25 protein-coding genes are annotated in these 25908 nt (G+C 70.1%); 13 read left to right on the top strand and 12 right to left on the bottom strand.

Translation table 11 applies throughout. The features are described from left to right. Positions 1–149: 149 nt before the first annotated feature. A complete protein-coding gene (locus tag ACIBHX_RS28990) occupies positions 150–956 on the top strand; it encodes an alpha/beta fold hydrolase (RefSeq protein ID WP_397070451.1) in 807 nt (268 codons plus the stop codon). On the opposite strand, the gene ACIBHX_RS28985 is transcribed toward ACIBHX_RS28990, so the two are convergent. Continuing rightward, on the bottom strand, positions 957–3026 hold the full coding sequence (locus ACIBHX_RS28985) for an MMPL family transporter (protein WP_397070450.1): 2070 nt from the start codon (positions 3024–3026) through the stop codon (positions 957–959). It abuts the gene before it with no gap. Between the two features lie 128 nt (positions 3027–3154). On the opposite strand from ACIBHX_RS28985, the gene ACIBHX_RS28980 reads away from it, so the two are divergent. The 4 genes from ACIBHX_RS28980 (at position 3155) to ACIBHX_RS28965 (ending at position 5910) form a co-directional block, all read left to right on the top strand. After that, positions 3155–4186, top strand: coding sequence for a sensor histidine kinase (locus ACIBHX_RS28980; protein ID WP_397070449.1), 1032 nt, complete (start codon positions 3155–3157; stop codon positions 4184–4186). Beyond that, positions 4183–4821: a response regulator gene (locus ACIBHX_RS28975; protein WP_397070448.1), complete on the top strand. Its 639-nt coding sequence runs from the start codon at positions 4183–4185 to the stop codon at positions 4819–4821. The genes ACIBHX_RS28980 and ACIBHX_RS28975 overlap by 4 nt, the downstream gene beginning before the upstream one ends. A gap of 104 nt (positions 4822–4925) precedes the next feature. Then, positions 4926–5288 (top strand): cupin domain-containing protein, encoded by a 363-nt coding sequence (locus ACIBHX_RS28970; RefSeq protein WP_397070447.1) that lies wholly within the window; start codon positions 4926–4928, stop codon positions 5286–5288. Between the two features lie 10 nt (positions 5289–5298). Next, positions 5299–5910, top strand: coding sequence for a hypothetical protein (locus ACIBHX_RS28965; RefSeq protein WP_397070446.1), 612 nt, complete (start codon positions 5299–5301; stop codon positions 5908–5910). 139 nt (positions 5911–6049) lie between these two features. Here the strand turns inward: ACIBHX_RS28965 and ACIBHX_RS28960 are convergent, their stop codons facing one another. Continuing rightward, positions 6050–7399, bottom strand: a complete 1350-nt coding sequence (locus tag ACIBHX_RS28960; protein ID WP_397070445.1) for an FAD-dependent oxidoreductase — start codon at positions 7397–7399, stop codon at positions 6050–6052. Between the two features lie 3 nt (positions 7400–7402). Beyond that, the gene (locus tag ACIBHX_RS28955; protein WP_397070444.1) at positions 7403–8008 is read right to left on the bottom strand and encodes a PadR family transcriptional regulator; all 606 of its coding nucleotides are present in this window, start codon (positions 8006–8008) and stop codon (positions 7403–7405) included. Positions 8009–8024: 16 nt separating this feature from the next. On the opposite strand from ACIBHX_RS28955, the gene ACIBHX_RS28950 reads away from it, so the two are divergent. Further along, the gene (locus ACIBHX_RS28950) at positions 8025–8213 is read left to right on the top strand and encodes a hypothetical protein (protein ID WP_397070443.1); all 189 of its coding nucleotides are present in this window, start codon (positions 8025–8027) and stop codon (positions 8211–8213) included. A gap of 4 nt (positions 8214–8217) precedes the next feature. On the opposite strand, the gene ACIBHX_RS28945 is transcribed toward ACIBHX_RS28950, so the two are convergent. Together ACIBHX_RS28945 and efeU are read right to left on the bottom strand one after the other, a co-directional pair. Beyond that, the gene (locus ACIBHX_RS28945) at positions 8218–8916 is read right to left on the bottom strand and encodes a cupredoxin domain-containing protein (protein ID WP_397070442.1); all 699 of its coding nucleotides are present in this window, start codon (positions 8914–8916) and stop codon (positions 8218–8220) included. Positions 8917–8944: 28 nt separating this feature from the next. Then, positions 8945–9769: an iron uptake transporter permease EfeU gene (gene efeU, locus ACIBHX_RS28940; RefSeq protein ID WP_397070441.1), complete on the bottom strand. Its 825-nt coding sequence runs from the start codon at positions 9767–9769 to the stop codon at positions 8945–8947. A gap of 459 nt (positions 9770–10228) precedes the next feature. Here efeU and ACIBHX_RS28935 point away from each other — a divergent pair, with 459 nt between their 5' ends. Next, positions 10229–11761, top strand: a complete 1533-nt coding sequence (locus ACIBHX_RS28935; protein ID WP_397070440.1) for a M28 family metallopeptidase — start codon at positions 10229–10231, stop codon at positions 11759–11761. 17 nt (positions 11762–11778) lie between these two features. On the opposite strand, the gene ACIBHX_RS28930 is transcribed toward ACIBHX_RS28935, so the two are convergent. The 4 genes from ACIBHX_RS28930 to ACIBHX_RS28915 form a co-directional block, all read right to left on the bottom strand. Then, positions 11779–11922, bottom strand: a complete 144-nt coding sequence (locus tag ACIBHX_RS28930; RefSeq protein WP_397070439.1) for a hypothetical protein — start codon at positions 11920–11922, stop codon at positions 11779–11781. Between the two features lie 86 nt (positions 11923–12008). Continuing rightward, entirely contained in the window at positions 12009–13160 is a 1152-nt protein-coding gene (locus ACIBHX_RS28925; protein WP_397070438.1) for a M20/M25/M40 family metallo-hydrolase, read from the bottom strand. A 144-nt stretch (positions 13161–13304) separates the two neighbouring features. Beyond that, positions 13305–13997: a cation transporter gene (locus ACIBHX_RS28920; RefSeq protein WP_397070437.1), complete on the bottom strand. Its 693-nt coding sequence runs from the start codon at positions 13995–13997 to the stop codon at positions 13305–13307. Beyond that, a complete protein-coding gene (locus tag ACIBHX_RS28915; RefSeq protein WP_397070436.1) occupies positions 13997–14332 on the bottom strand; it encodes an ArsR/SmtB family transcription factor in 336 nt (111 codons plus the stop codon). The genes ACIBHX_RS28920 and ACIBHX_RS28915 overlap by 1 nt, the downstream gene beginning before the upstream one ends. Positions 14333–14501: 169 nt before the next feature. On the opposite strand from ACIBHX_RS28915, the gene ACIBHX_RS28910 reads away from it, so the two are divergent. Further along, positions 14502–16604 (top strand): DPP IV N-terminal domain-containing protein, encoded by a 2103-nt coding sequence (locus ACIBHX_RS28910; RefSeq protein ID WP_397070435.1) that lies wholly within the window; start codon positions 14502–14504, stop codon positions 16602–16604. Here the strand turns inward: ACIBHX_RS28910 and ACIBHX_RS28905 are convergent. After that, positions 16597–17934, bottom strand: coding sequence for a flavin monoamine oxidase family protein (locus ACIBHX_RS28905; protein ID WP_397070434.1), 1338 nt, complete (start codon positions 17932–17934; stop codon positions 16597–16599). The two genes, ACIBHX_RS28910 and ACIBHX_RS28905, sit on opposite strands and share 8 nt — an antisense overlap. Positions 17935–18188: 254 nt before the next feature. Further along, the gene (locus tag ACIBHX_RS28900; protein ID WP_397070433.1) at positions 18189–20147 is read right to left on the bottom strand and encodes a potassium transporter Kup; all 1959 of its coding nucleotides are present in this window, start codon (positions 20145–20147) and stop codon (positions 18189–18191) included. A gap of 137 nt (positions 20148–20284) precedes the next feature. On the opposite strand from ACIBHX_RS28900, the gene ACIBHX_RS28895 reads away from it, so the two are divergent. Further along, positions 20285–20566, top strand: coding sequence for a hypothetical protein (locus ACIBHX_RS28895; RefSeq protein ID WP_397070432.1), 282 nt, complete (start codon positions 20285–20287; stop codon positions 20564–20566). Between the two features lie 145 nt (positions 20567–20711). Here the strand turns inward: ACIBHX_RS28895 and ACIBHX_RS28890 are convergent, their stop codons facing one another. Further along, the gene (locus ACIBHX_RS28890; protein ID WP_397070431.1) at positions 20712–21443 is read right to left on the bottom strand and encodes a MerR family transcriptional regulator; all 732 of its coding nucleotides are present in this window, start codon (positions 21441–21443) and stop codon (positions 20712–20714) included. A 56-nt stretch (positions 21444–21499) separates the two neighbouring features. Between ACIBHX_RS28890 and ACIBHX_RS28885 the strand changes: the two genes are divergently transcribed. The 4 genes from ACIBHX_RS28885 (at position 21500) to ACIBHX_RS28870 (ending at position 25887) form a co-directional block, all read left to right on the top strand. Next, complete coding sequence (locus ACIBHX_RS28885; RefSeq protein WP_397070430.1) at positions 21500–21769, top strand: hypothetical protein; 270 nt, start codon at positions 21500–21502, stop codon at positions 21767–21769. A 298-nt stretch (positions 21770–22067) separates the two neighbouring features. Next, positions 22068–22400 carry a hypothetical protein gene (locus ACIBHX_RS28880; RefSeq protein ID WP_397070429.1) on the top strand — a complete coding sequence of 111 codons (333 nt, stop codon included), beginning with the start codon at positions 22068–22070 and terminating at the stop codon, positions 22398–22400. Between the two features lie 131 nt (positions 22401–22531). Beyond that, positions 22532–24550 (top strand): tetratricopeptide repeat protein, encoded by a 2019-nt coding sequence (locus tag ACIBHX_RS28875; protein ID WP_397070428.1) that lies wholly within the window; start codon positions 22532–22534, stop codon positions 24548–24550. Further along, a complete protein-coding gene (locus ACIBHX_RS28870) occupies positions 24547–25887 on the top strand; it encodes a hypothetical protein (RefSeq protein ID WP_397070427.1) in 1341 nt (446 codons plus the stop codon). The genes ACIBHX_RS28875 and ACIBHX_RS28870 overlap by 4 nt, the downstream gene beginning before the upstream one ends. Positions 25888–25908: the final 21 nt, after the last annotated feature.

The raw sequence follows: 25908 nt of genomic DNA, 5'->3' as shown, positions 1-25908 counted from the left end.
GCAAGCGCTTGGTTCGGCGTACAGGCCCGTGTTACACCCCGTGTTCCGGCTACCGCGATTTACGTAGCGGGCCGTCGTAGCCGGGCGGATTCGCGGCCCGGTGGGGCATCCCTAGCGTTCGGAGAAATCCAGCGACCAGGGAGTTCCACATGAGCAGCACGGTCCGCTCGAAGGACGGCACCACGATCGCCTTCGACGTCCGGGGCGACGGGCAACCGCTGATCCTGGTCGACGGCGCCACCAGCCATCGCGCCGTCAACCAGACGTTCCAGGAGGTGGGCTGGCTGCTGAGCGAGGAGTTCAGGATCTATGCCTACGACCGCCGCGGTCGGGGCGACAGCACGGACACCCCTCCCTACGCGGTGGAGCGCGAGATCGAGGACCTGGCCGCGCTGATCGACGACGCGGGCAGGCCGGCCGTGGTGTGCGGCTTCTCCTCCGGCGCCGTTCTGGCCCTCGACGCCGCGGCGGCCGGCCTGCCGATCAGCAAGCTGGCGCTGTTCGAGCCGCCGTTCGTCGTCGACGGCAGCCGCCCGCCCCTGCCGTCCGACTACGTCGAGCGGCTCGAACGGAACGTCGCCGAGGGCCGGCCGGGCGACGCCGCCGAACTGTTCCTCACCGCGTCGGCGGCTGTGCCCGCCGAAGCCGTCGCCGGCATCCGGCAGAGCCCGTTCTGGCCTGCCCTCGAGGCGATCGCGCCCACGATCGCCTACGACGGCCGGATCATGGGGACCACCATGTCCGGCCGCCCGCTGCCGAGCGACCGCTGGACCGGGATCAAGGTCCCCATCCTGGTCATGTACGGCAACGCCACCGAGCCGTGGCTGGTCACCGGCGCCCGCGCCATCGCCGACCTGCTGCCGACGGCGTCGCTTCAAGCGGTGGAGGGCGCCCAGCACAACGTCGCGAGCGGCGAGGTGCTCGCGCGCGCGTTGCGGGACTACCAGGCGGCGTGATCATCGCGATATACCGTCCAGCGCGGTATCGGGATGAAAGGTCCTGATGCGGGACAGGAAGCGGGGCGCCCACCAGGCCCGGCGGCCGAGCAGGGCCATGGTGGCGGGCAGCAGCAGCGCCCTGATGACGGTGGCGTCCACGACGACCGCGATGGTCAGCCCGACCCCGATCATCAGCATGAGCGTGATCTGCGCCGTCATGAATCCGGCCACGACCACCGCCATCAGCAGCGCGGCGCTGGTGATGACCCGGCCGGTGTGCTGCAGCCCGAGCGCCACCGACTCGCGCGCGTCGCCGGTGCGCAGGTACTCCTCGCGGATCCTGGCCAGCAGGAACACCTCGTAGTCCATGGCCAGCCCGAGCGCCAGCCCCACCACGAGCACGGGGAAGTTGATGTCCACGGCTCCGACGGGGACGAAACCCAGCAGCCCGGACAGCCAGCCGTCCTGGAAGACCAGCTTGATGGCGCCGAAGGCGGCCGTGAGTGACAACAGGTTGAGCAGCACCGCCTTGATCGGCAGCACCACCGAGCCGAAGGCCAGGAACAGCACCACGAACGAAACCGCCACCAAGGCCAGCGCCATCAGCGGGATCCGGGACAGCACCATGTCCACGATGTCCACCCGGGAGGCGGCCATCCCGGCGAAGCGCGCGCCGGTCGCGCGCAGGTCCTCGATCATGTGCCGGGCGGCCACGGACATGGGGTCGACGGAGTAGCGCACCTCGACCCTGGTCAGGTTCTGGTACGACCCGGTGACCTCGGCCGAGGTCACCCCCTCCACGGCACGGAACCTCGTCAGATAGCCGGAGACGTCTCCCGAGGAGATCACGCCGGTTACCGCCCGCGACGGGTCGCCGGTGAAGCGGGTGGCCAGTTGCTCGGTCACGTGCCGCGCCTCGGCGCCGGGCGGCAGCACCCAGTCGCCCGGCCGGGCCCAGTTCACCCCCAGGAACGGGGTGGCCAGGGCGAGCAGCGCCGCCACGATCGCGATCGTGCTGAGCAGCGGCCTGCGCATCACGGCCTTGGCCACGCCGTACCATCGCCGGCCGGCGGGACGTGAGCGGCCGACCAGCCGCGCGCCCAGCAGGCGCATCAGCGCGGGCAGGAACGTCAGCGACACCACCACCGCGACCGCGACCGTGGCGATCCCGCCCCAGGCCATCGAGACGAGGAAGCGCGAGGGGAAGACCAGCAGGCAGGCGAACGAGGCGGCCACTGTCAGCCCGGAGAAGGCGACGGTACGGCCGGCCGAGGCCGTGGTCCGCCACACCGCCTCGTCGAGCGGGCTCGTGGCCAGCTCCTCGCGGAAGCGGGTCACCATGAGCAGCGCGTAGTCGATCGCCAGGCCGAGTCCCAGGATCGACACCACGTTCACCGCGTAGGTGGACATCTCCATGTACGACGACACCACCCGCAGCACCGCCAGCGCGCCAGGGATGACGATCACGCCGATCGCCAGCGGCACCAGACCGGGGATCAGGCCGCGGAAGACGAACAGCAGCAGGACCAGCACCAGCGGAAGCGACAGCGCCTCGGCCCGCACCAGGTCCGACACGGCCAGCCGGTTGACCTGCATGGTCATCGACGTGGTGCCGCCCAGCGAGGTGGTCAGCCCGGCCGCGCGCAGCCCGGGTTCCAGCGCCCGCAGCTGAGCCACCCGCTCGCTGTCGGCGGAGGAGGGCAGCTGGATGACCACGTAGGTGGCCTTGCGATCCTTGGCGACGAACGCCGGATCGTGGGTGGTCCAGTAGGACTCCATCCGGGTGACCGCCCCCGGCGGCACGGTCCCCGTCGCGCGCCGTACGGCGGAGGCGAAGGCGGGGGAGTCGACGGTCAGTGTGTCGCTTTCGTACATGACGACGACGTCGGTGGCGTAGCGGCCGAGCGGCCCGTCCATGAGGCGCTCGACCTGTACGGCCTCCATCGACGGCGACTCGAATCCGGACCCGCCGAGCACGTTGGAGAACACGCCGGTGCCCCAGACGCCGCCGATCGCGACGAACACCAGCGTGACCAGCACGACCAGGCGCCGCCTCCGGGCGGCGAAACGACCAAGAGATGCGAACATGCCCGCCAGATTCGCCGCAGGGCGCGGTCCGCGCCTCGGGCATGAGGCAAGGCGCGGCGGCCAGAAGGAGGGGGCGCCTCCTCCAGGTGGAGGAGGCCGGACGGCCGGGCGCGTGCCACGATTCCGGTATGAAGGGGCGGACGCTCGTACTTCTGGCCTGCGTGGTCGGATACCTCGCATTCCTCGCACGAGACACCGATCCCCGCGATTGGCTGCTGGTGCTGGCCGCGCTGGCGCTCAGCACGGCAGGCCGGTGGACGCCGCTGGGCGCGCTGCTGGCCCAGTGCGTGCTGCTGGCCGCCGCCGACCTGTACGCCCCCGGCGTGCTCGTGCCGATGAAGGTGCTGGCCTGCGTGCTGCTGTTCGAGCTGGCCGTGCACAGGACCGGGCCGCACGTGGCGCTCGGCGCCGCGGCGCTGGGGCTGGTGGTGGGCTTCAACGTCGTCGACGAGCTGCCGTCGGCGCTGTTCAAGGTCGCGGTGGTGGTCGGCGCGCCGCTGCTGCTGGGTGCTTACGTACGGCTGGCCAGGCGGGCGGAGCGCGACCAGGTGGAGAGCCGGGTCAGGCAGGCCCGCCTGGAGCAGCGGACGGCGATCTCCCGCGAGCTGCACGACCTGGTGGCCCACCACGTCTCGTCGATGGTGCTGCGCCTCGGCGTGGCCAGGCACGTCCGCGGCGAGCCGGACGAGCTGCTCGACGACCTGCACGCCACCGGCAGCGCCGCGATGAGCGACCTGCGCCGCCTCGTCGACGTGCTGCGCGACCCCGACCAGCCGGCCCTGCCCGCGCCCGCCTCGCTCGCCGCCGCCCTGGAGTCGGCCGTCGCGCAGGGGCGCGGGAACGGGCTGGACATCACCTGCTCGGTCGACCCGCTGGTGGCCGGCCTGGACTCGGCGCGCGGCTTCGCGCTGCTGCGGCTCGTCCAGGAGGGCCTGGCCAACGCCATGAAACACGGCGGCCCAGGGGTGGGGGTGCTCATCTCGGTCAACCAGGACGGCGCGGTCTCCCTCGACCTCACCTCCTCCGTCACCGGCCCCCTCACCGAGGCCCAGGACGGCAACGGCCTGACGGGCATGCGCGAGCGGGTGGCCCTGCTCGGCGGCCGCTTCTCCGCGGGCCCTGTGGAGCACGGCTGGCGGGTCTCGGCGGTGCTGCCGTGATCCGCGTCCTGGTCGCCGACGACCAGACCCTGGTACGGCGCGGCCTCTGCCTGCTGTTCGAGCCCGAGCCGGACCTGGAGGTGGTCGGCGAGGCCGGCGACGGCGACGAGGCGGTACGGCTGGCCGACCGCCTCGTGCCCGACGTGATCCTCATGGACCTGCGGATGCCCGGCGTGGACGGCATCACCGCGACCCGGCGCATCATCCGGTCGCGCCCCTCGGCCCAGGTGCTGGCCGTGACCACCTTCGACGACGACTCCCACCTCTACCCGGCGCTCGAGGCAGGGGTGAGCGGCTTCGTCACCAAGGACACGCCGCCGCCCGCCCTCCTGGACGCCGTCCGCAAAGCCGCCGACGGCGACCAGGCCTTCAGTCGCGGCGTCCTGGCCCGCCTGGTGGAACGCGCCTCCGCCACGCCGCGCCCCGCCCCGGCCGGACTCCCGCCCACCCTCACGGCCCGCGAACATGAGGTCCTGGCCCTGGTGACCGAGGGCCTGTCGAACCGCGAGATCGCCGAACGCCTGTCGGTCAGCATCACCACGATCAAGACCCACGTGGCGGCCCTCATGACCAAGACCGGCTGCCCCAACCGCATCACCCTGGCCGTCCTGGCCGACCGCGCCGCCCGCCCCTAGCCGGGGGTGGCAAGGCCTTGGCGTACTGACCGAAAGGTGAAGTTTGTTGTGTTTACCGGCTAGATGCCCGGTGCGAGACTGGGGAGGAACGAGGGGAGGGAGTCATGATCGAGGTCAAGAGCATCGACAAGCCGGATGAGCGCCGGGACTTCCCTAAGGGACATCTCGAGGTATGCCACCTGCCAGGCTTCACCTTCGGCATGGCCACCTTCGAGCCGGGCTGGAAGTGGTCGGAGTCGGTGAGACCCATCGCGGGCACCGAGCTGTGCGAGGTCCAGCACTACGGGCTCGTGCTGAAGGGGCAGCTGCACGTCCGGATGAGGGACGGCACCGAGGCCGACATCATGCCGGGGGACCTGATGGTCATCGCGCCGGGTCACGACGCCTGGGTCGTCGGCGACGAGCAGGTCCTCGCCTACGACTTCTCCAGTGGCATCGCGGACTACGCCAAGTCCACGTCCGGCTAGGAGCCTGACGATGTTCATTCAAGTTATCCAGGGTCACGTCGCGGACCCTGAAGCCGCTCACGCGGCACTGGACCGCTGGGACCGCGAGCTGGCACCCGGCTCGCACGGCTGGCTCGGCACCACGGCGGGCGTCACAGACGATGGCACGCTGGTCGCCATGGCCCGCTTCGAGTCCGAGGAGGAGGCCAGGCGCAACTCCGAGCGGATGGAGCAGACGCGCTGGTGGCAGGACACGGCCAAGGTGTTCGACGGTAAGGTCACCTTCCACGACTGCCCCGACGTCGTCCTGTACCAGGGCGGCGGGTCCGATGCCGCGGGGTTCGTCCAGATCATCCAGGGCCACGTCTCCGACAAGGACCGCATGCGCATGATGATGCGGGACACCGAGTCCGAGCTGGCGACCTACCGTCCCGACCTGATCGGCGGCGAGTCCGCCGTGGACTCGGGCGGCGACTACACCGAGGCCGCCTTCTTCACCAGTGAGGACGAGGCCAGGCAGGGAGAGCGCCGGGACCTGCCGCCGGAGCTCAGGCAGAAGTTCGAGCAGTACATGGGCCTGTTCGAGAGCGGGCCCGCCTACTACGACCTGCACCACCCGTGGATGTACTCACCGCACAACTGAGGCCCACTTCAGGACGCGCCTGGCCAGCCCGGCCAGGTCGGTGTCAGTGTCGAAGACGACTGGGGCGAGGGCGCGGGCTTGAGCGGCATCGGCCATAGCGTCCTCGACCCAGTCCCGCGCCCAACCGCGGGATCACCCGTCAGTCTTCGCGGCCCTCGCCGCGGTAGGCGGCTTGGGACTGCTCCATCCTGCGCTTGACCGGTGGGAGATGGTTGATCGTCCGCATCGCCGTACGCATGCCGGCCAGCGCCAGGCGGCCGATGACCGGCCTGTGGACGGGGCCGTCGGCGCTCATCTGCTTGCGCGACTCGCGGACGGCGTCGAAGCCGTACTCGCGCATCCGGCTCTCGTAACCGCCGACCGCCTCGAGCAGCGTGGTCTTGCCGTCGCGGAAGGCCGCCAGGTTGCGCGTCAGCAGGCGGGCGTCGCGCAGTGCGGTGTTCGCGCCCACGCCACGGCCCGGGGTCATGGTGTGGATGGCGTCGCCGAGCATGGTGACGTTGCCGGCTGGCCACGGACCGGGCGGGACCGAGGTACGGATGTTGATCGGGAAGCAGCTGCCGGGGTCGGCCAGCTCGAACAGCCTGCGCAGGTTGGGATGCCATCCCGCGGTCCGCTCCAGCACGAGCCTCTGCAGGTCGGGGCCCTTGAGGTCGAGCACGTCCGCCGGCAGCCTGCGAGCGGCCGCGGCCCAGCCCCACATGATGTAGTCGCGCGTGTTGTCGAAGGTGAGGCCAGGCCAGGCCGAGATGAGCCGGGCGTCGGTCGCGCCGATGCCCATCTTGGGCCGGCCGCGCTCGTCCCACGGGAACTCCATGACGTGGTAGACGCAGAAGTAGCCCTTGGGCGCGAACACCATCGACACGCCGTGCAGCATCTTCGGCGTGATCAGCTGGCGGGTCTCCGCCGTCAGCGCGATCTTGCCGGTGATGCCGATCAGCCCTGAATCCTCCAGTACGGCGTGCGGCAGGTACTGCCGGCGCACGCGCGAGTTCGTCCCGTCGGCGCCCACCAGCAGATCGCCGGTGGCCTGGGTGCCGTCCTCGAAGAACGCGGTGACGGTGCCGTCGGCGTTGCGCTCGTACCTGCGGAAGACCTTGTCGAAGTGGACGACGTCCTCCAGCCCGGTGAGCAGCACCTGGCGCAGCGTCATCCGCGACACCGACTTCTCGCTGTCGACGGGGTCGTCGCCGGGAGGGCTGCCGTCGCCCATCGACAGCACTTCCGCCAGCTTCTCGGTGAGGATGTTGGAGTAGCGCGGCGGCCGCGCGCAGGTCGCCAGGAACGTCTCGTACAGCTCGGGCGGCAGGCAGTCGTGCAGCGCGCGGCTGCCGTCGGGGCTGATGCCGACGCGGTAGCCCTGCAGCCCGTCGCCGCGGGTGCGGTCGCGCTCGTAGACCGCGACCTCGATGCCCGCCCGCTTGAGCCCGTGCGCCAGGCACAGCCCGCCGGTGCCTGCGCCGATGACGATGACCTTGATCGTGGGCATGGTTCAGTCCTCCGGGATCTCGAGATGGTCGGAGGCGAAGGCGCGCAGACGCTCCTCGCTCCAGGTCAGGCGGCCGGCGCGCAGGTCGTCGAGAACTCCGGTGACCCAGCGCAGCTCGCTCTCCGTGGCGGCACGCAGGTACTCGGTCTCCAGCAGCGAGACGCGGGGCACGCCTGCCTCCCCGAGCGCCGCCTCCAGCCGGGCCAGCCGTACCTGGAGGAGCTCGTGGCGCTCGCGCAGGAAGCCCAGCGTCTGCTCCGGGGTCAGTATCGGCAGGAACGACAGTGCGGCGGGGAACTCGGGGAACTCGTTGCGCGGCGTCGTCAGCATCTCGCCCATCCACCGCTGGAGCGCCTCGCGGCCCTGCTCGGTCAGCGCGTAGACGGTGCGCTCGGGGTACTGCTGGTCGCGCTCGGTCTGGTGGACCGTGATGAGGCCCGCGTCGTGCAGCCGGTTGATCGTCTTGTACAGCGTGGTCCGCTGGCCAACGTTGATCACCTCGTCCTTGCCCCACTGCTTGATCAGGGACTGCATGCCGTACGGGTGTAGCGGCTGGTAGGCGAGAAGGCCGAGGACGGCCATCGCCAAAGGTGATCGGCGCGTTGTCATAGTAGAAGGTTAACTAGTGTCCAGGACACTATGCAAGCATGGATCTCCTGGCGATGCTCCCGCTGGTGCGTCGTACGTCTTCTATGAGCCCACGGGCAGGCTCGACGAGCTGGCCGCGAAGGTGAGCGGCCGGCTGACGGCGGGTGGTTTCCAGGTCACGGAGATCCGCGACGGCAACCTGCTCTGCCTGAAGGGGGCTCCGTAGCCGTTCAGCTGACGGTGAAGGTGCCCTTGAGGCCCTTGGCGGCGTGGTCGCCGATGCCGCACTTGTAGGAGTAGGTGCCGGGGACCTTGAGGGTGATGACGGCTTCGCCCGTCGCGCCCGGCTTGACCGGGGCGATCTCGCCGGCCTCCTTGCCGTCCGGGCCGAAGATCTCCAGCTCGTGCTCGGTCGTGCCCTTGTTCTCCAGCTTGAACTCGATCTTCTCGCCGGCCTTGGCCGTGAACGACGACAGGCCCTCGAGGGCGTGGTCGGTGGCCTCGACCTCGACCTCGCGGTCGTAGGCCTCCTCTTGCTCGGCGGCGGCGCCCGCCACGGTGATCTTCGTTCTGATGCCATCGCCGGTCTGGCCCGGCTTGCAGGCCACCTCGTAGGTGCCGCCGCCCAGGTTGACCTGCATGTCGCGGGAGGTGCCAGGGCCGATGTTCTCCACCTCGCTGACGACCTTGGTGTAGGTGCCGGCCTGCTCGCCGTAGACGTATACCTCGGTGACCTGGTTGCCGTTGTTGGTGACGGCGAACGTGGTCTGACCTGCCTGCAGCTCGGTCTTGGCGACCTGGCACGCGGTGTCGGTGGCCGTGATCGCCACCGAGGTGCCCGAGGCCGGGGCGCCGCCGGAGCCGGTGCTGCCGCAGGCGGCCAGCAGCAGGAGAGCGCCGATACCGGGCACCGTACGGAAGGAAGGCATGACAGATCTCCAGATGTAGCGTGAACGATCAGCGGCCGGCCGGGGCGGTGGCCCGGCTGCGGCTCGGCAGGAAGAACAGGGTCATGACCGGCACCACGTAGGCCAGCCAGGCGGCCACCTGCCACCAGGTGGAGGCGGGGCTGAAGTTGACGGTGCCCTTGAGCAGCGTGCCGTACCAGCTGCTCGGCGGGATGGCGTGCGAGACGTCGAAGGCGAGGCTGTCCAGGCCCGGTAGGATGCCCGCCTCCTGCAGGTCGTGCACGCCGTAGGAGAACACGCCCGCGGCGACGATGACCAGGCCGGCGCCTGTCCAGGTGAAGAATGTGGCGAGGTTGATCCGCACGGCTCCGCGGTACAGCAGGTAGCCGAGCACGACGGAGGTGAGCAGGCCGAGCGCCGCTCCGATGACCGGCTCGGTGTTCTGCCCCGTGGCCTGGATGGCGGTCCAGATGAACAGCGCGGTCTCCAGGCCTTCCCTGCCGACCGCGATGAACGCTGTCAGTATCAGGGCCATGGTGCCCATGGCGAGCGCGGCGTCCAGCCTGCCCTGCAGCTCGGACTTGAGGAAGCGGGCGGTCCTGCGCATCCAGAAGATCATCCAGGTGACGAAGCCCACGGCGACGATGGACAGGATCCCGCCGAAGGCCTCCTGGGCCTGGAAGGACATGCGGGAGGAGGTGAACGTGAGCACCGCGCCGAAGGCCAGGCTCAGCAGTACGGCGAGCAGCACCCCGGCCCAGACCACCGGCAGCCGGTCGCGATGGCCGCTCTTGACCAGATAGGCGACCAGGATGCCGACGACGAGGGAGGCCTCGAGCCCCTCGCGCAGGCCGATGAGGTAGTTGGCGAACACAACCCGACGCTAAATCAGGTAAGCCTTACCTAACAAGCCCTGTTTCATCACGTTTCGGATATATCGCGCCGATCGTCCAAGATCTGCCCGCTTGCATCCGGTACCCGGGTAAGGGCTTACCGTCGAAACATGACGGAGCAGGGATGGGTGCCGGAGGCGTGCACGTTGCCGACCGCTGGCCGTACCGGAGCAGCACATCGAGGTGCTTGACGCCATCCAGGCACACGCGAGCGGACGGCTCTGACGCCATGCCCGCCTACCTGCGCACCGGCCAGGTGGCCGCCCGGGCCGTAGTGAACATCCAGCGATTGCGACGACCTGACCCTCTGTGAGCGCACCCCGGGCTGTCCCCTCCCTTTCACCGGTGAGGTCTTCACATGAGCGCAAAGCCGGTTTACGTTCTGGGTCGGCGCCACATCGGGGGGATTCCTTCACTGTCACCCCAAGGAGGGGGATTCCATGCGCAGCGGCGTAATCCGCAGCATCGCGTTATCGGCGGCACTCGCACTACCTCTGGCCTACACCCACCCGGCGCAGGCCGACCCGGTACCTTCGCAGAAGAGCCTGATCACCTCGGTGGGGGCCTCGGCCGCCAAGAGGCACATGCAGGCGTTGCAGGACATAGCCAACGCCAATGGCGGCACCCGCGCCGCCGGCACCCCGGGCTTCCTCGCCTCCCGCGACTACGTGGCGGGCAAGCTCAAGAAGGCCGGCTGGAACGTGACACTCCAGCCCTTCGACTTCGCGTTCTTCAAGGAGAACGCCACCGCCTCCATGGAGCGCACCGCGCCGGCGCCGAAGGTCTACGCGCCGACCCCGCCGGACGGCTCGTCGGTGGGCGACTTCGCGACCATGACCTACTCCGGCTCCGGCAACGTGACCGCGGCCCTGCAGAACGTCGACCTGATGCTGCCACCCGGCCCGACCCCGAGCTCCTCTACCTCGGGCTGCGAGGCCGCCGACTTCGCCGGGTTCGTCCCCGGCAACATCGCCCTGCTGCAGCGCGGCACCTGCACCTTCGCCGTCAAGGCGCAGAACGCGCAGGCGGCCGGCGCCTCGGCGGCGATCATCTTCAATGAAGGCCAGCCCGGTCGCACCGCCACCCTCCAGGGCACGCTCGGCGGCCCGGGCGTGACGATCCCGGTCGTTGGCGCCAGCTTCGACGTCGGACAGGAACTGTCCGCCGCGGGCACCGCGGTGCACGTGGTCACCAACACCACCAGCGAGATCCGCACCACCTACAACGTCGTCGCCGACTCCAAGTACGGTGACCCGAACAAGGTCGTCATGCTCGGCGCGCACCTCGACTCGGTCCTGCCCGGGCCGGGGATCAACGACAACGGCTCCGGCAGCGCCGTCGACCTGACGATCGCCGAGGCGCTCGGCAAGATCCCCACCCGCAACCACCTGCGCATCGCCTGGTGGAGCGGCGAGGAACTGGGCCTGCTCGGCTCCACGTTCTACGTGGCCAACCTGCCCGCCGACCAGCTGGCCAAGATCAAGCTGTACCTCAACTTCGACATGGTCGCCTCGCCGAACTACGCGCTGAAGATCTACGACGGCGACGACTCCGACAACACCGGCGCCCCCGCGGGCCCGGCCGGATCGGATGAGATCGAGAAGCTCTTCGAGAAGTACTTCGACACGATCCACCAGGCCCACAACGGCACCGACTTCGACGGCCGCTCCGACTACGGCCCGTTCATCGCGGCCGGGATCCCGGCCGGCGGCCTGTTCACCGGCGCCGAGGGCATCAAGACCGCCGAGGAGGCCACCCTGTTCGGCGGTACGGCGGGCGTCGCCTACGACCACTGCTACCACCAGGCGTGCGACACCATCGCCAACGTCAACGACAAGGCCCTCGCGCTGAACCTCGGCGCGATCGCCACGGCCGCCGTGGTCTATGCCTACGCCACCGACCTGCCTGGACCGGCGGCCGCCACGACGGCGCGCAAGGCCGCCGCGGCGCCCGAGATCGGGACCGTCCGGTAGCGTCCGCCGCGGCTCGGTCAGCTCACAGGAAGCGGGTAGCTGACCGGGCTGCGGTGCCCGGCGGTGTCCACGGCACGGATACCGAACTGGAAGTTGTCCTTGGACCTGCCCTTGACCGTGTAGGCGGTGACGTTGCCGACCGGCTGGACGTGGGTCCACACAGGTTCGGTGGTGTCCCGCCAGACCACCTCGTACCCGGCGATGTCGGGTGCGGGGTTGGCGTTCCAGACCAGGTCGGTGCCGTTGGTCAGCTGGTCAGCTGTGTGGTGCGGATGCCGGCGCCCTTGGGCGCCTCGGGGGCCCGGGCCAGGGACGCCAGCGCGGCCACGTTGATCCGGGTCACGCGGGCGGTGTAGTCGTACTCCACGAACCGCGCCAGGTCGCCGAACTGCTGCCCGTTCTCGACCCGGACGTCCTGGTGCTGGTGCGCGTAGTCCTCGTTGACCTCGGTGAAGCGCAGCGCCGGGTAGCCCTGCTGCAGGAACGGGATCTGGTCGCCGCCGCGCAGGTAGCGGTCACGGCGGTACAGCAGCGTGGCGTCCATGCGCGGCGTGTAGGTCTGGGCCGCCTCGCGGACGAAGCGGGCCAGCTGCCGGGACACTCCGTCGTTCTCCCCGCCGACGGCCTGGCGGACCGAGGCCTGCGCCGGGGTCTCGGCGGTGGGGACGCCCTCGGAGAAGACGCGGATCGCGTTCGGCGCCCGGCCGTTCTCGCCGTCGGCACTGCCCACGATGTCGTTGGTGAACATGCCCTGGATGTCGGCGTTGTTCTTCTTGGCCTCGGCGGCGTAGTGGGCCGAGCCGTACAGTCCCTGCTCCTCACCCGCGACGGCCATGAACACGACCGTGGCGTCGAAGTCGCGCGTGGCCATGACCCTGGCCGCCTCCAGCGCCACCGCCACGCCCGAGGCATCGTCGTCGGCGCCGGGCGCGTCGCAGGTGGCGTTCATGACGTCGGTGCAGCGCGAGTCGTAGTGCCCGCTGACCACGTAGGTACGGGCCGCCGATTCCGGCTGCGTCCCGCGCAGGGTGGCCACGACGTTGGTGATGACGGTGGGCTGCGGGATGCGCGACGAGACCGGCTGCACGAACGACTGCTTCTCCACGGTCATCCGCCCGCCCGAGGTCGCGGCGATCTTGGCGAACTCGCCGTGGATCCAGTCCCGCGCGGCGCCGATGCCGCGCGCCGGGTCGTCCTGGCTGGACAGGGTGTGCCGGGTGCCGAACGAGGCCAGCGTGGTGATGATCCGCTGAATGTTCCCCGCGTCGACCTCCTCGACCATCCGCGCGATCTCGCCGTCCCGCGGGCCGGGCCGTACGGCGGGCTCGGCCGGCGGCGTGAGCACCCCCGCGAGCAGCACCGCGGCGAACAGGGAACCGTTGACTAATCGGAGCGCCATGACATGCCTCCTGACTGGGCTGACAAGCGCCCTCACGGTACGGCGCGGTCGCCGGGTTGAGAACAGTGGTGCGGCCGGTTGCGCGCTCCCACCTCAGGCGTGTCTTCGTGGCCGGGTCGCCGGCCCGGGGAATGGTGGACGGCTTCAGACCGGATCGGCGCGCTGATCTGCCTGGCAGCAGTCGCGGCCATCATCTACGGCCCGGGAGGGTGAGCGCGTCGTGGGGGGTACGGCGCAGCAGGTGTCGCCGCGCCAGGCTTCGCGGCCTTCCTTGACGGCGACGGCGGCGATGGCCAGGGCGGCGATCGGGTCAGCCCAGGCCCAGCCGTACAGGCTGTTGAGCGCGAGGCCCGCGAGGAGCACCCCGGACAGGTAGGTGCACAGGAGGGTCTGCTTGGAGTCGGCGACGGCGGAGGCCGAGCCGAGCTCGCGGCCCGCGCGGCGCTGGGCCGCCGACAGGAGTGGCATGATCACCAGCGAGAGGGCGGCCAGGATCAATCCGGGTGTGGAGTGTCCGGCCTCGCCCACTCCCAGCAGTGCGCGTACCGCATCGAAGGTCACGTACGCGGCCAGGGCGAAGAACGAGAGCGCGATCACGCGCAGCGCGGTCCGCTCGCGCCGTTCGTGGTCCGCGGCGGAGAACTGCCAGGCGACCGCGGCGGCCGAGGCGACCTCGACGACGGAGTCGAGCCCGAAGCCGACCAGCGCGGCCGAGGACGCGAGTGTCCCGGCGGTGATGGCGACCACGGCCTCGATCACGTTGTAGGTGATGGTCACGGCGACCAGCAGCCTGATGCGCCGCCGCAACACCGTACGGCGTGCCGCTGCGAGCGCCATCAGCAGCAGCCCTGGTCGGCCGAGTCGGGGCAGGTGCGGTCGGCGGCCACCGCGATCACGGCGGTGCGCAGGTCGTCCAGGGCGTGGCCCAGCCGGGCGTCCGCGAGCTCGTAGCGGATGCGGCGGCCGACGGGGACGGTGACGACCAGGCCGCAGTCGCGCAGGCAGGCCAGGTGGTTCGACAGCCGGGTCCGGGAGATGCCGAGCAGGTCGGCCAGCTCGGCGGGGTGGGCGGGGGCTTCTCGCAGCGCGATGAGGATGCGGCAGCGGATCGGATCGGCCAGCGCGCGGCCGAAGCGGGAGAGGACCTCGATGTCGGGGGCGATGGTCACCATGCTCCTAAAGTACAGGAAGTCATGGATTCAGAAAATCCTGAACTAAGGCGCTGGCAGGCGACCGTCGGCGACGGCCGCGATACGACAGCTGGTGACAGCGGGACAACAGGCCCGTGTCAGCGATGGCAGGCATCGTCCGGTTCAGACGCAGCCGGAAGGACGGTGCACCATGATGATCGACGCCACGGCCTACCAGAACGCCGAGGGCCTGCACTGGGCCCACCGCCAGGGCCTCGTGCCCGGGGGACAGGTCCGCCCGCTCTACCTCGAGGGCGGTAGGAGGTTCTGGTACGCCCGCCGTACCGGAGACAAGAAGGAGATCATTCTCGTCGACCCGGCGGCCGGGACCAGGCAGGTGGTGGCCGAGCCGCCGGCGGCGCCCGGCGACTTCCTCGAGGCGGGTTCGCCCGACGGCAGGCACGTGGTCTTCCGGCGCGGGCACGACCTGTGGATCAGGTCGCACGGCGGTCACGAGAGCCCGCTGACGACCGACGGACAGCGGGACCACGCGTACGGCACGGGCCCTGACGTGATGAAGCCCACCACGATCATGCGCACGTTGGGCATCCCCGACATGCCGCCCGCGGTGGCGTGGTCGCCCGATTCGACGCGCGTCGTGACGCACCGGACGGACCAGCGGCAGGTGCGCGAGACCCACTGGATCGAGGCCCGCCCGGCCGACGGCGGCGAGCCCGTCCTGCACACCAAGCGCTACCCGTACCCGGGAGATGAGCGGGCCCCGGTCGCCGAGCTGGTCGTGCTGCACGTCGAGGACGCAGCCGTGGTGCGGGCCAAGTCCGAGCCCGTCAACATGCCGTTCTTCTCGCCGATCCAGATGCGCTGGCTGTGGTGGGCGCAGGACGGTTCGGCCGTCTACTACCTCGACCAGCCGCGCGACTACCGCACGCTCCGGCTGAACAGGCTGGACCCGGACACCGGCGAGGTGACCACGATCGTCTCCGAGTCGGGGCCCACCCGCGTGGAGCCCAACCAGTTCCTGGGCGCGCCCCCGATGGTCGAGGTCTTCGGCGACGAGGTGCTGTGGTACTCCCAGCGCGACGGCTGGGGCCACCTCTACCTGTACGACGCCGCGACCGGCGCGCTGCGGCATCAGGTGACCTCGGGCCAGTGGGCGGTGCGGGAGATCCTGCGTGTCGACGAGCAGGCCAGGGTCGTCTACTTCACGGCGTCAGGGCTGGTGCCCGAGGACCCCTACCGCCGCTCGGTCTGCCGTGCCGGGCTCGACGGGAGCGGGTTCGCCAAGGTCGCCGACGACGAGCTCGACCACGTCGTGTCCGTGCCGGACAGCGGCGAGTACTTCGTCGACTCCGCCTCCACGGTCACCACGCCGCCGGTCATCACCGTGCGCGGCTGGGACGGCCGGGTGATCGTCGAGCTCGAGCGGCCCGACGTCTCGGGCCTGGAGGCGCTCGGCCGCCGCCCGCCGCAGCCCTTCCGCGTCAAGGCCGCCGACGGCGTGACCGACATCTACGGTGTGATCCACCTTCCTCCGGACTTCGACCCGGCCAAGCGCTACCCCGTCGTCGACAGCCCCTACCCCGGACCGCAGACCAACCGCGTGTCACCCGCCTTCGACCAGGGCTTCTTCGGCTACATGTGCGAGCAGATCGCGGCGCTCGGCTTCGTCGTGGTCGCCCTCGACGGCCGAGGCACTCCCGGCCGCGGCAAGGCCTTCCACGACGAGTCGTACGGCAGGCTGGGGATGACCCTCGAGGACCATGTCGCCGCCTTCCCGCAGCTGGCCGAGACCAGACCGTGGATGGACCTCGACCGCGGCGTCGCCGTCTTCGGCATGTCGGGCGGCGGGTTCGCCACGGTTCGGGCGATGCTCGACTTCCCCGAGCTGTACACCGTCGGCGTGGCCATCTGCGGCTCGCACGACAACCAGTACTACCAGCAGGGCGTCGGCGAGATGTACGACGGTCCGGGCGCCGACTACACCGAGTCGTCCAACACCGAGGACGCCGCCCGGCTGGAGAGCAGGCTGCTGCTGATCCACGGCGGCATGGACGACAACGTCTCGCCCCAGCAGACGCTGCGGCTCGTCGACCGGCTGCTGGCCGCAGACAAGGACTTCGAGCTGCTCATCATCCCCGGCGCCGACCACCTGTTCATCGGCTACGAGCACCACATGCTCAGGCGGCTGTGGGACTTCCTGGTCAGGCACCACCTGGGCGCCGAGCCGCCCACGGGCTACCGCCTCACGCCCACCCCGCTGGACATGGACCTCATCTCCGGCTTCTTCAGCTGAGCCTGTCTGCGGCGGCTTCTCCCGATCGCACGGCGCCGTCGATGTAGCCGTACCAGCGTGGCGAGGTTTCCGCCCCCGCCCAGTGGATCCGGCCGGCGGGCGCGCGCCAGGCGGCGCCGAGCCGGGTCCACGCACCCGGCGGGAACACCGCCGAGTAGGCGCCTCGGGCGAATGCCTCCTCGTTCCAGTTCCGCTCGACGAAGCTCACCGGCGTGGCAGCCCGCGGACCGAACAGGCGGCCGAGTGCGTCGAGCAGGATCCTCCGGCGATCCTCGGGGGAGCGCGTGGCAAGGTCGCGGGCGGGTGCGCCGTTGACGAAGGCGATGAGCACGCCGCGCCGACCGGACCGCGGACTGCTGTCGACGGTCACCGCGATCGGGGCGCGCAGGCTGAGGGCGGAGCCGCTCAGGCCAGCCTGTCGCCAGAACGGCGCCGGGTAGCCGACGACGTACTTGATCACGCTCCCCATCGGGAGTTGCCGCCCGGCAGGCAGCGGTGGGTGGAAGGCGATCCGGGCCGCGAGTGGGGGAGGTACGGCGACCACCACGTGCCTGGCGCCCCATGCGGTTCCGTCCTCGACGGTGACCACGACACCGGCATCGTGCTGCTCGATCCGCTGGACCGGCGCGTTCAGCCGGATCGAGTCGCCAAGCCGCTCGGCGAGCCTGGTGGCCACGCCGTACGCCCCGCCGTCCAGCCGGTCCTGCTGCGCGCCGCCTTCGACGTCGGTCACCGCCGCCAGACTGCCCGCCGCCTTCACGTAGAACAACGCGTGCAACAGCGACAGCTCGCTCGGTTCGCAGGCCCAGATCGCCCGGCAGGCAAGGACCAGGAAACTGCGCCCGCCCCGGGTCTTGACCGTGCGGTCGATCCAGGACTGCAGCGTGCGCCCATCGAGCGCGGCCGCGTTCGGGCCGCGCCACGGGGCTTCGGCATCGACGGTACGAGCGAGCCGGTCGAGGCGCGCCTGGGCGCGTGCCACGTCAAGCAGAGTCAGCGGACCGAGCTTCGGCACCGTGCCGCGGAACCGGCGCAACCGTCCGGTCTCGGTCTCCATGACGTTCGCGCCCGCGGTGTGCGTCGGGAAGACGGCCACGCCGAGCTCGGCGGCCAGCGCGTAGATCCGGTCCTGGCCAGGTCCGATGAACTGGCCGCCGAGATCGAGGGTCTCGCCGTCGATCTCGATGCCGGCCGTACGGCCACCGACCTGATCGCGGGCCTCGACGAGCAGGACGTCATGCCCGCGGCGACGCAGGCGCTCCGCGCACACAAGGCCGGCCATACCTGCGCCGACCACGATGACATCAACATCTGGATGGTGGTGGGACATGCGTCCTCCAGGGGGTTGGTCGTGTTCGCGACATGCACGAACTCGACAGCGCACCCACCTGCCACCACGGCGCTGACCTTTTCGATTCACTTGTGCGCACAGATCATTTCCGGCACATCGGCGCGATGTCAACAAGCAGACCCTCATCGCGCGTCACAGCAAGCCGCCAGACCATGCGGATCGCCACCACGCAGTGACCTCAGGTCAAGTACCCGAAGAACGGGGAAGGTCCCACGCTGCGGGGCACGCGGGCGTCAGACCTCGATGTGCGAGCCCATGATGACGGTGCGGTCGCGGGGGAGTCCGAAGAACTCCGCGGCGTCGGCCGTGATGTAGGAGGTGGCGATGAAGAGCCGTTTCCGCCAGCGTGCCATGGTCGGAGCCTTCCCTGAGCGAAGCTCGATGCTGGACAGGAAGTAGGAGGCGCCCTCCAGGTCGAGCTGTCCCTCGGTGACGGCGGGGTCCACGGTCGCGAGGGCCTCCGGCACGTTGGGCGTTTCCATGTAGCCGTATCGCGCCGTGACGTGGATGATTCCGTCGTTGGTGTAGCCGAGGTCGTCGACGCTGACCCGCTCGTTGGCGGGGACCCGGGGGATCGGCTCGGTCTGGATCGCCAGGATCACGACGTGATCGTGTCGGACGTGGTTGTGATCGACGTTGGCCCGCATCGCCAGCGGGGTGGTCTCTTTGCCGCGGTTGAGGAAGACGGCGGTGCCGGCGACTCGCTGGATCTTCCTGGAGCCCAGCTTGGTGACGAACTCGCGCAGCGAGCCCTCCAGCCGCTCGCGCTCGGCGGTGACGATTTCGCGGCCGCGCTGCCAGGTCGTCATCACGGTGAACGCCACGAGCCCGATGAGCAGCGGCAGCCACGCGCCGTGCAGGAGCTTGGTGAGGTTGGCCGCGAGGAACAGCAGGTCCACGAACAGCAGGAAGGTGGCCCCGACCACGATCAGCCACATCGGGGTGTTCCACATGCGGCGGGCGATATAGAAGAACAGCAGGGTGGTGATCGTGATCGTGGTGATCACCGCCATGCCGAACGCGAACGCCAGCGCCTCAGAACTGCGGAAGGCGAACACCAGCGTGAGTACGGAGACCATCAGCAGCCAGTTGATCCACGGCACGTAGATCTGGCCGATGGTGGACTCGGAGGTGTGCGCGACGCGCAGCCGCGGCAGGTATCCGAGCTGGGCGGCCTGGGAGGCCACCGAGTACGCCCCGGTGATCACCGATTGAGAGGCGATCACCGTCGCGGCGGTCGCCAGCACCACCATCGGCAGCCTTCCCCAGTCGGGGACGAGTAGGAAGAACGGGCCGGAGATGTTGGCCGGGTCCTGCAGGATGAGCGCGCCCTGGCCGAAGTAGCTGAGCACGCAGGCGGGGAACACCAGGATCAGCCAGGCGCGAGTGATCGACTTGCGGCCGAAGTGGCCCATGTCGGCGTACAGGGCCTCCGCGCCGGTGATCGCAAGCACGATCGCGGCCAGTGCGAAGAACGCCGTACCGAAGTGGCCAGCCAGGAAGCTCAGCGCGTACGTCGGCGACAGCGCCTTGAGGATCTCCGGATTACGGGAGATGCCCAGCACTCCGAGCACGCTGATGACCGTGAACCAGACGATCATCACCGGCCCGAACAGTCGGCCGACGGCGGCGGTTCCCTTCCGCTGCACCAGGAACAATCCAAGAATGATCACCGCAGTCAGCGGAACCACCAGCTGTCCCAGCGACGAGTCGACGACCTTGAGCCCCTCCATCGCCGACAACACCGAGATCGCCGGTGTGATCATGCTGTCGCCGAAGAACAACGCCGCGCCGAAGATACCCAATGTGGCCAGCACCATGGTCGTGCGCCGTCCACGCTGCGTGCTCCATCGCCGCAACAGCGTGATCAGCGCCATGATGCCGCCCTCGCCGTTGTTGTCGGCGCGCATCGCCAGCAACACATAGGTGACCGTCACGATGATCATCACCGACCAGAACACCAGCGAGACCACGCCGAACACGTTCTCCGTGTTGACCGGCACCGGATGCGGGTCGCCGGGGCTGAAGACCGTCTGCAGGGTGTAGATCGGGCTGGTGCCGATGTCGCCGAACACCACCCCCAGCGCGCCGACCATCAGCGCCAGCCGCGCCGTGCTAGGCCCATGGCCGCCGCCGGCCCCTGACCCAGCACCCTCCGGCGCGGACACCTGCTGCCGATCGGCCATCGTCATCTCCTCCATAGTGGCGAGTATTCACGCGAACACCCCGCGCGTCGGCCAGACAGTAGCAGCCCTGATCAACCGGCCAGAGCGCCCGAATGCGGAGTAATCTCACGTCCGCCCTGTTGTCGGACTGCTCGGTGGTCGCCGTGACGCTGCTGCTCGCCGCCCTGGTGATGCTGGCGTTCGTCGCCATTCCCCGCCGCCTGTGGTACTTGCAGATCCCCGCCATCCTCGGCTGGGCGCTCGTCTGGGTCGACAACAATTCACCGGGCAGTGGTGGGACTGGCTCGGCCTCAGCGTCGTCGCCGGAAGCCTCCTGGCACTCTGGCGGCATGAGGGCGGCCACGCCTGAGCGAGAATGCGGCACCTTCGACCGATCCCAGCCCCTCGCTGCGGGCGCTCGACGACGCTCTCGCCCCGCCGCTTGAAGATCCAGATCCATGGACGTGTCGGATTCGGGAATCGTATCCGCTTCGGTGAAGGTGGCCCCAAGGAGCCGCGCTGGGTGGCGCTGGCCGACTCGGAGGGGACCGTCACCGCGGTCATCTCCTGGAACCATCCGCGCGTGAGTGGTCACGGGTGGAGCTGTTGGCGGATCAGGGTGTCGAGTCGCCGCCACGCCGGTGATGAGGCGTTGACGGCCCGTTGGACCAAGTCGGGGATGTCGGAGGCGGTGTCCTGTCCCGGCAGCTTGTCGGGGTCGTATCGGCTTCTAGTGGCCCCGACCATGCGCGCTGCCAGTTGCTCGATGAAGGGGTCGTGGGGGTCGAGGTCATGCGCTCGGTCGTAGTCGAGGAAGATTTGCCGCAGGGCGGGGTCGGTGAGGATCTGAGCCTGATCCTGGAGCAGCTCGGTCGCGGTGTCCGGGGCAGTGGTGAAGAGGAGCAGCCACAGGTCGGCCTGGAGCGTCACCCAGCGATGGCTGAACCCGAACGTCTGTAGCCAGCCGAGGTAGGCGCCGACCCCGGGCGGCAGCAGGTCGGCGTCGCCCGCGGCGAGACGTCGCAGGCGTTGCTGGGTCCGGCGAAGGCCTCGGATGCGGGCGGTGAGGTCGACGTCGACGTCGTGGAGGGCAGCGCGAAGGTCGGCGTCGGGCGTGGCGCGGAGTTCCCGGATGCGGGCGAGGGGTACTCCCGCGTCGGCGAGGGTGCGGATCTTGATGAGGTCGATGGCGTGCTGGGCGGTGTAGCGCCGGTAGCCGGAGGAGTCGCGTTCGGGTTCGGGCAGCAGTCCTTTGGCGTGATAGACGCGGATCGTCTTGGTCGTCACACCCGCATACTGGGCGAGCTGGCCGATGGTGATCACTCGGCTATTCTCCCTCGCTTGACCTTGCCCTAAGGGCAAGGTTGCACCATGGGGTCATGGCAGACATGACCCCGGATCGAGATGCCCTGCGCGCGTTGGCTGACGAGGGCAACGAGCTGGCCTTGGATCGGCTGGCGGACCTGGCCGAGGCCCGAGGTGACCTGGACGAGCTGAACGAGTTGCTGGACGAGGGCTGCGAACGGGCGGGGCACCTGCTCACCCGTCGCGCCGTCACGGCGGGAGACCTGCGTGAACTGCAGCGGCTGTCGGACGCCGGTGCGGACGAGGCGGACGAGGAGTTGCGGCGGATCCTTTCCCAGGGATGAAGCCTCTGCTGAGCGTTTACGCCGAATTTGCGGTAAGGAGGCGTCAAGGCAGCTTGTGGCGGTGATCGCCGTCCTTGGACAGTGCAGAACATGACATATACGACAATCCGTAAGGACACCGGCAGGAAGGAGCTCTTCCTCCTCATCGCTCGGGCGCTGGCCGACGAGTAGGCCCGGATGCCCACCGACCGCTACGCCCGGCTGGTGCACGCGCTGGCCGGGGACGCCTGGCTCGGAGCTGCTGGCGTACTGGCTCGTCCGGTACGGCAGGGCGATACCGCAGCCGGTCAAGCGGGGAGTGGCCGATGCCGCGGTGCGGCTGTACGACGAGCTGGCCCTGGCCACGTATGACAGCCCGGGCGCGGCGATGCGCTTCGCCGACGTGCTGGCGCTGACGCATCCGGCGCCGCGCGGCCCGGCGCAGGCGGCGGTGTTCCGGCACGCGATCGCCCGCCGGCGCGGCCTCATGGACGGCATCCCTGAGTCGCTGCCGCTGCTGCGCGCCCGGCGGGCGCTCTACTGGATCCCGGCCGACCGGCGCGCCTTGCTGCTGGAGCGGTCCGGGGCCGCCGAGGTGCTGGCCGAGGCCGCGATGTCGAAGGCCCAGGGCCGGCTTCACGTCCGCCGATGACCGCGCTTTCGTGGCCGTGTTGCGGCGGCGTGGTGTTCGCGTATTAAAGGCGTAGTAATGCCGTAAATATCGCGACAAATGCCGTTCGTGGCGATCTAGCGTCTGGAGTGATCGCTACAGGTGGAACGGGGATGAGCGGCATGCGCTGCGGTCAGAACGGGTGTGGGGGCACCGTCGAAGACGGCTACTGCGATTTATGTGGTTTAGCACCGAAAAATCCCGGTACGGCGCCGGTCAGGGTCGCCACGGGCCGCACCGCGTCCAGCCGGACCGGCAGCACGGGCTCGTCAAAACGGGGCATGCTCGGCGCGGGCCTGGTCGAGGTGCCTCCGGTGCCCTACAAGGACCCGGCGTCGGCGGTCATGACGAATCCGCAGGTGGCCGAGGGCAAGCGGTTCTGCAGCGGGTGCGGCGCCCCCGTCGGCAGGGCCAGGGATGGGCGGCCGGGCCGTACGGAAGGGTTCTGCTCGCACTGCAGGGCGCCGTACTCCTTCACCCCCAAGCTGGGCAAGGGCGACCTGGTGGGCGGGCAGTACGAGGTGCTCGGCTGCCTGGCACATGGCGGGCTGGGGTGGATCTACCTGGCCAAGGACCGCAACGTCAGCGACAGGTGGGTGGTGCTCAAGGGGGTGCTGGACGCGGGCGACCCCGATGCCAGGGCCGCGGCGCTGGCTGAGCGGCAGTTCCTGGCGACGGTCGAGCACCCCAACATCGTGAAGATCCACAACTTCGTGCAGGACTACATCGTCATGGAGTACGTCGGCGGCCAGTCGCTGCGCCAGCTGCGTGAGAAGGGCCCGCTGCCGCTGCCCCAGGTGCTGGCCTACGGCCTGGAGATCCTGCGCGCGCTCGGCTACCTGCACGCCCAGGGCCTGGTCTACTGCGACCTCAAACCGGACAACGTCCTGCAGACCGAGGAACAGCTCAAGCTCATCGACCTCGGCGGCGTGCACGCCCTCGACGACGAGGAGGGCGCGATCTACGGCACCATCGGCTACCAGGCGCCCGAGATCGCCGACCGGGGCCTGAGCGTCGCCTCCGACCTGTACACGGTCGGCCGCACCATGGCCGTGCTGGCCTTCGACTTCCGCGGCAACGCCGCCACCTTCAAGCACTCGCTCCCCGACCGGCTGCCGCTGCCTGAGTCGGTCGAGCTCCTGCTGCGCCGTGCCACCGACCCCGATCCCGACCGGCGCTTCTGGTCGGCTGCCGAGATGGCCGACCAGCTCACCGGCGTGCTGCGCGAGGTCGTCGCCGCGGCCGACGGCAATCCGCGCCCGGCACCCTCCACGCTGTTCGGCCCCGAGCTGCGCCTGGCCAGAACCCCGGCCGAGGCCGTCGCCGCGCTGCCCGCCCCGCTGCCCGACCCCGCCGACCCGGCGGCCACGCTGCTGTCCGGGCTCGCCCCCGAGCACGTGCTGACCGCCGCCGCCGGTCTCAAAGCCTCTCCCGGCGTACGGCTGGCCACGGCGAGGGCGCACATCCTGCTCGGCGCCCCGCAGGCAGCCCGCGACCTGCTCGTATCCGACGACGACTGGCGGGCCGAGTGGTACCTGGGGCTGGCCGACCTGTCGGCGGGCGACCTGACCGGAGCAGCCGAGGCGTTCGGGCGGATCAGGTGGCTGCTGCCCGGGGAGGCGGCACCCCAGCTGGCGCTGGCGTTCTGCGCCGAGTCGGCGGCGCTGTTCGACGCGGTGTGGAAGACCGACCGCTCCTACGTCAGCGCCGCGTTCGGCCTGGCGCGCGTGCTGCTGGAAGGCGGTGACAGAGCGGGCGCGGTGGTCGTGCTCGACTCGGTTCCTGGCACCTCCATCCACTACGTCGAGGCGCGGACGGCGGCCATCTCGTCGCGGGTCAGCGTCCCCGCCCGCGACGACCTGCTGGACGCCGGGCGGCGGCTCGAGGCGCTGGAGCTCGACGCCGAGCGCAGGCAGCACCTGGCCACCGAGGTACTGGAGGCGGCGCTCGGCTGGGTCGGCCAGAACGGGCCTTCTGCGGAGACCGTGCTGGGCGCCGAGTTGTCGGAGCGCTCGCTGCGGTTCGGCCTGGAGGGCTGCTACCGTGCGCTGGCCAGGCTGGCCCGCGATCCCGATGAACGGATATCCCTGGTCGACCGGGCCAACTCCCTGCGTCCCTTCACGCTGCTGTGAAGACCCCGCAGTGGCTGCGCGCCCTCGCCGGCGGCGCGCTCGTCCTGGCCGCCTGCCTCGGGGTGACGCTGGCCGTGGCCGTCTCCGGGGTCCGTGACGGGCTGCAGGTCGTCGGGCACCAGACGGGGCCGCAGGTGGTGGCCACGCAGGACCTGTACTTCGCGCTCAACGACATGGACGCCCAGGTGGCCAACGTGCTGCTCGTCGGCGCCGCCCGCGATCTCGGGGTCGGCAGGGACAAGGCGCTGGAGATCTACGCGGCCCGCCGTACGCAGGCCAGTAAGGACCTGCAGCAGGCGGCGGCGGTCGGCGGGGGTGAGAGGCTCGCCGACGTGATCGACGGGCTGGGTCGCTACGAGGCGCTGGCCGGGCAGGCGATCCTGCTCGACGGTCAGCAGCCGCATCCTCCCGGCCGCCCGCCGGCCGTGGCGCTGCAGCGCTACCGGCAGGCCACCGACCTGATGAAGTCGGCCGTGCTGCCCGCGGCCGAGAGCCTGACCAGGTCGAACGCGGCCACGCTGGAAACCGCCTACGAGGAGCGGCGGTCGGCGGCGGTGCGGGCGGCCGTGCTCGTGATCGTGCTCGGCGTGCTGCTGGCAGGTGTCCTGCTCGGGCTGCAGGCGGCGCTCGCCCGCCGCTTCCACCGGCTGGTGAACGCCTTCATGGCCCCGGCCACCGTGGGCGCGCTGCTGCTGACCGTTCTCGGCGGCGGGCTGCTGATCTCCGAGGCGGATCACCTGCGGGTGGCCAAGAAGGACGCCTTCGACTCCGTGCTGGCGCTCACGCAGGCGCGGGCGCTCAGCTACGACGCCAACGCCGACGAGAGCCGCTTCCTGGTCGACCCGTCCCGCTCTGCCGTCTACGCCCAGCGATTCCTGGACAAGTCGCAGCGCCTGGCGGGAGTGGCCGGTGCCACGCTGGACACCTACGACGCGGGCCTGGCCAAGGCCACGTCGATGACCGGCTACTTCGGCACGGCGCTGCGCAACATCACCTTCCCCGGCGAGCGGGAGCACGCCCAGGCCACCATGGCGGCCTACCGTGCCTACCAGCTCGACGGCCGCAGGATGCGCGCCCTGCACGTCCAGGGACGGCTGCGCGAGGCGGTCGCCTTCAACACCAGCTACACGCCGGGTAACTCCAACTACGACTTCGACCGCTACGACAAGGCGCTCGAACAGTTCATCGGGGTGAACCGGAGCCACTTCGAGGGCTCGATCCGCGACGGCGAGAACGCGCTGGCCGGATGGGGCTTGATTCCCGTGGTGGGTGCGCTGCTGGTGGCCGCACTGACCCTGGCCGGAGTCAGGCCCCGCCTCAACGAGTACCGGCCTTGACGCCGCCGATGCGGCAAGGAC

The sequence above is a fragment of the Nonomuraea sp. NPDC050536 genome (assembly GCF_044457685.1).
Classification (GTDB): domain Bacteria; phylum Actinomycetota; class Actinomycetes; order Streptosporangiales; family Streptosporangiaceae; genus Nonomuraea.
Note: the sequence above shows the minus strand (reverse complement) of the source record. Positions and strands in the feature narration are given on the sequence as shown.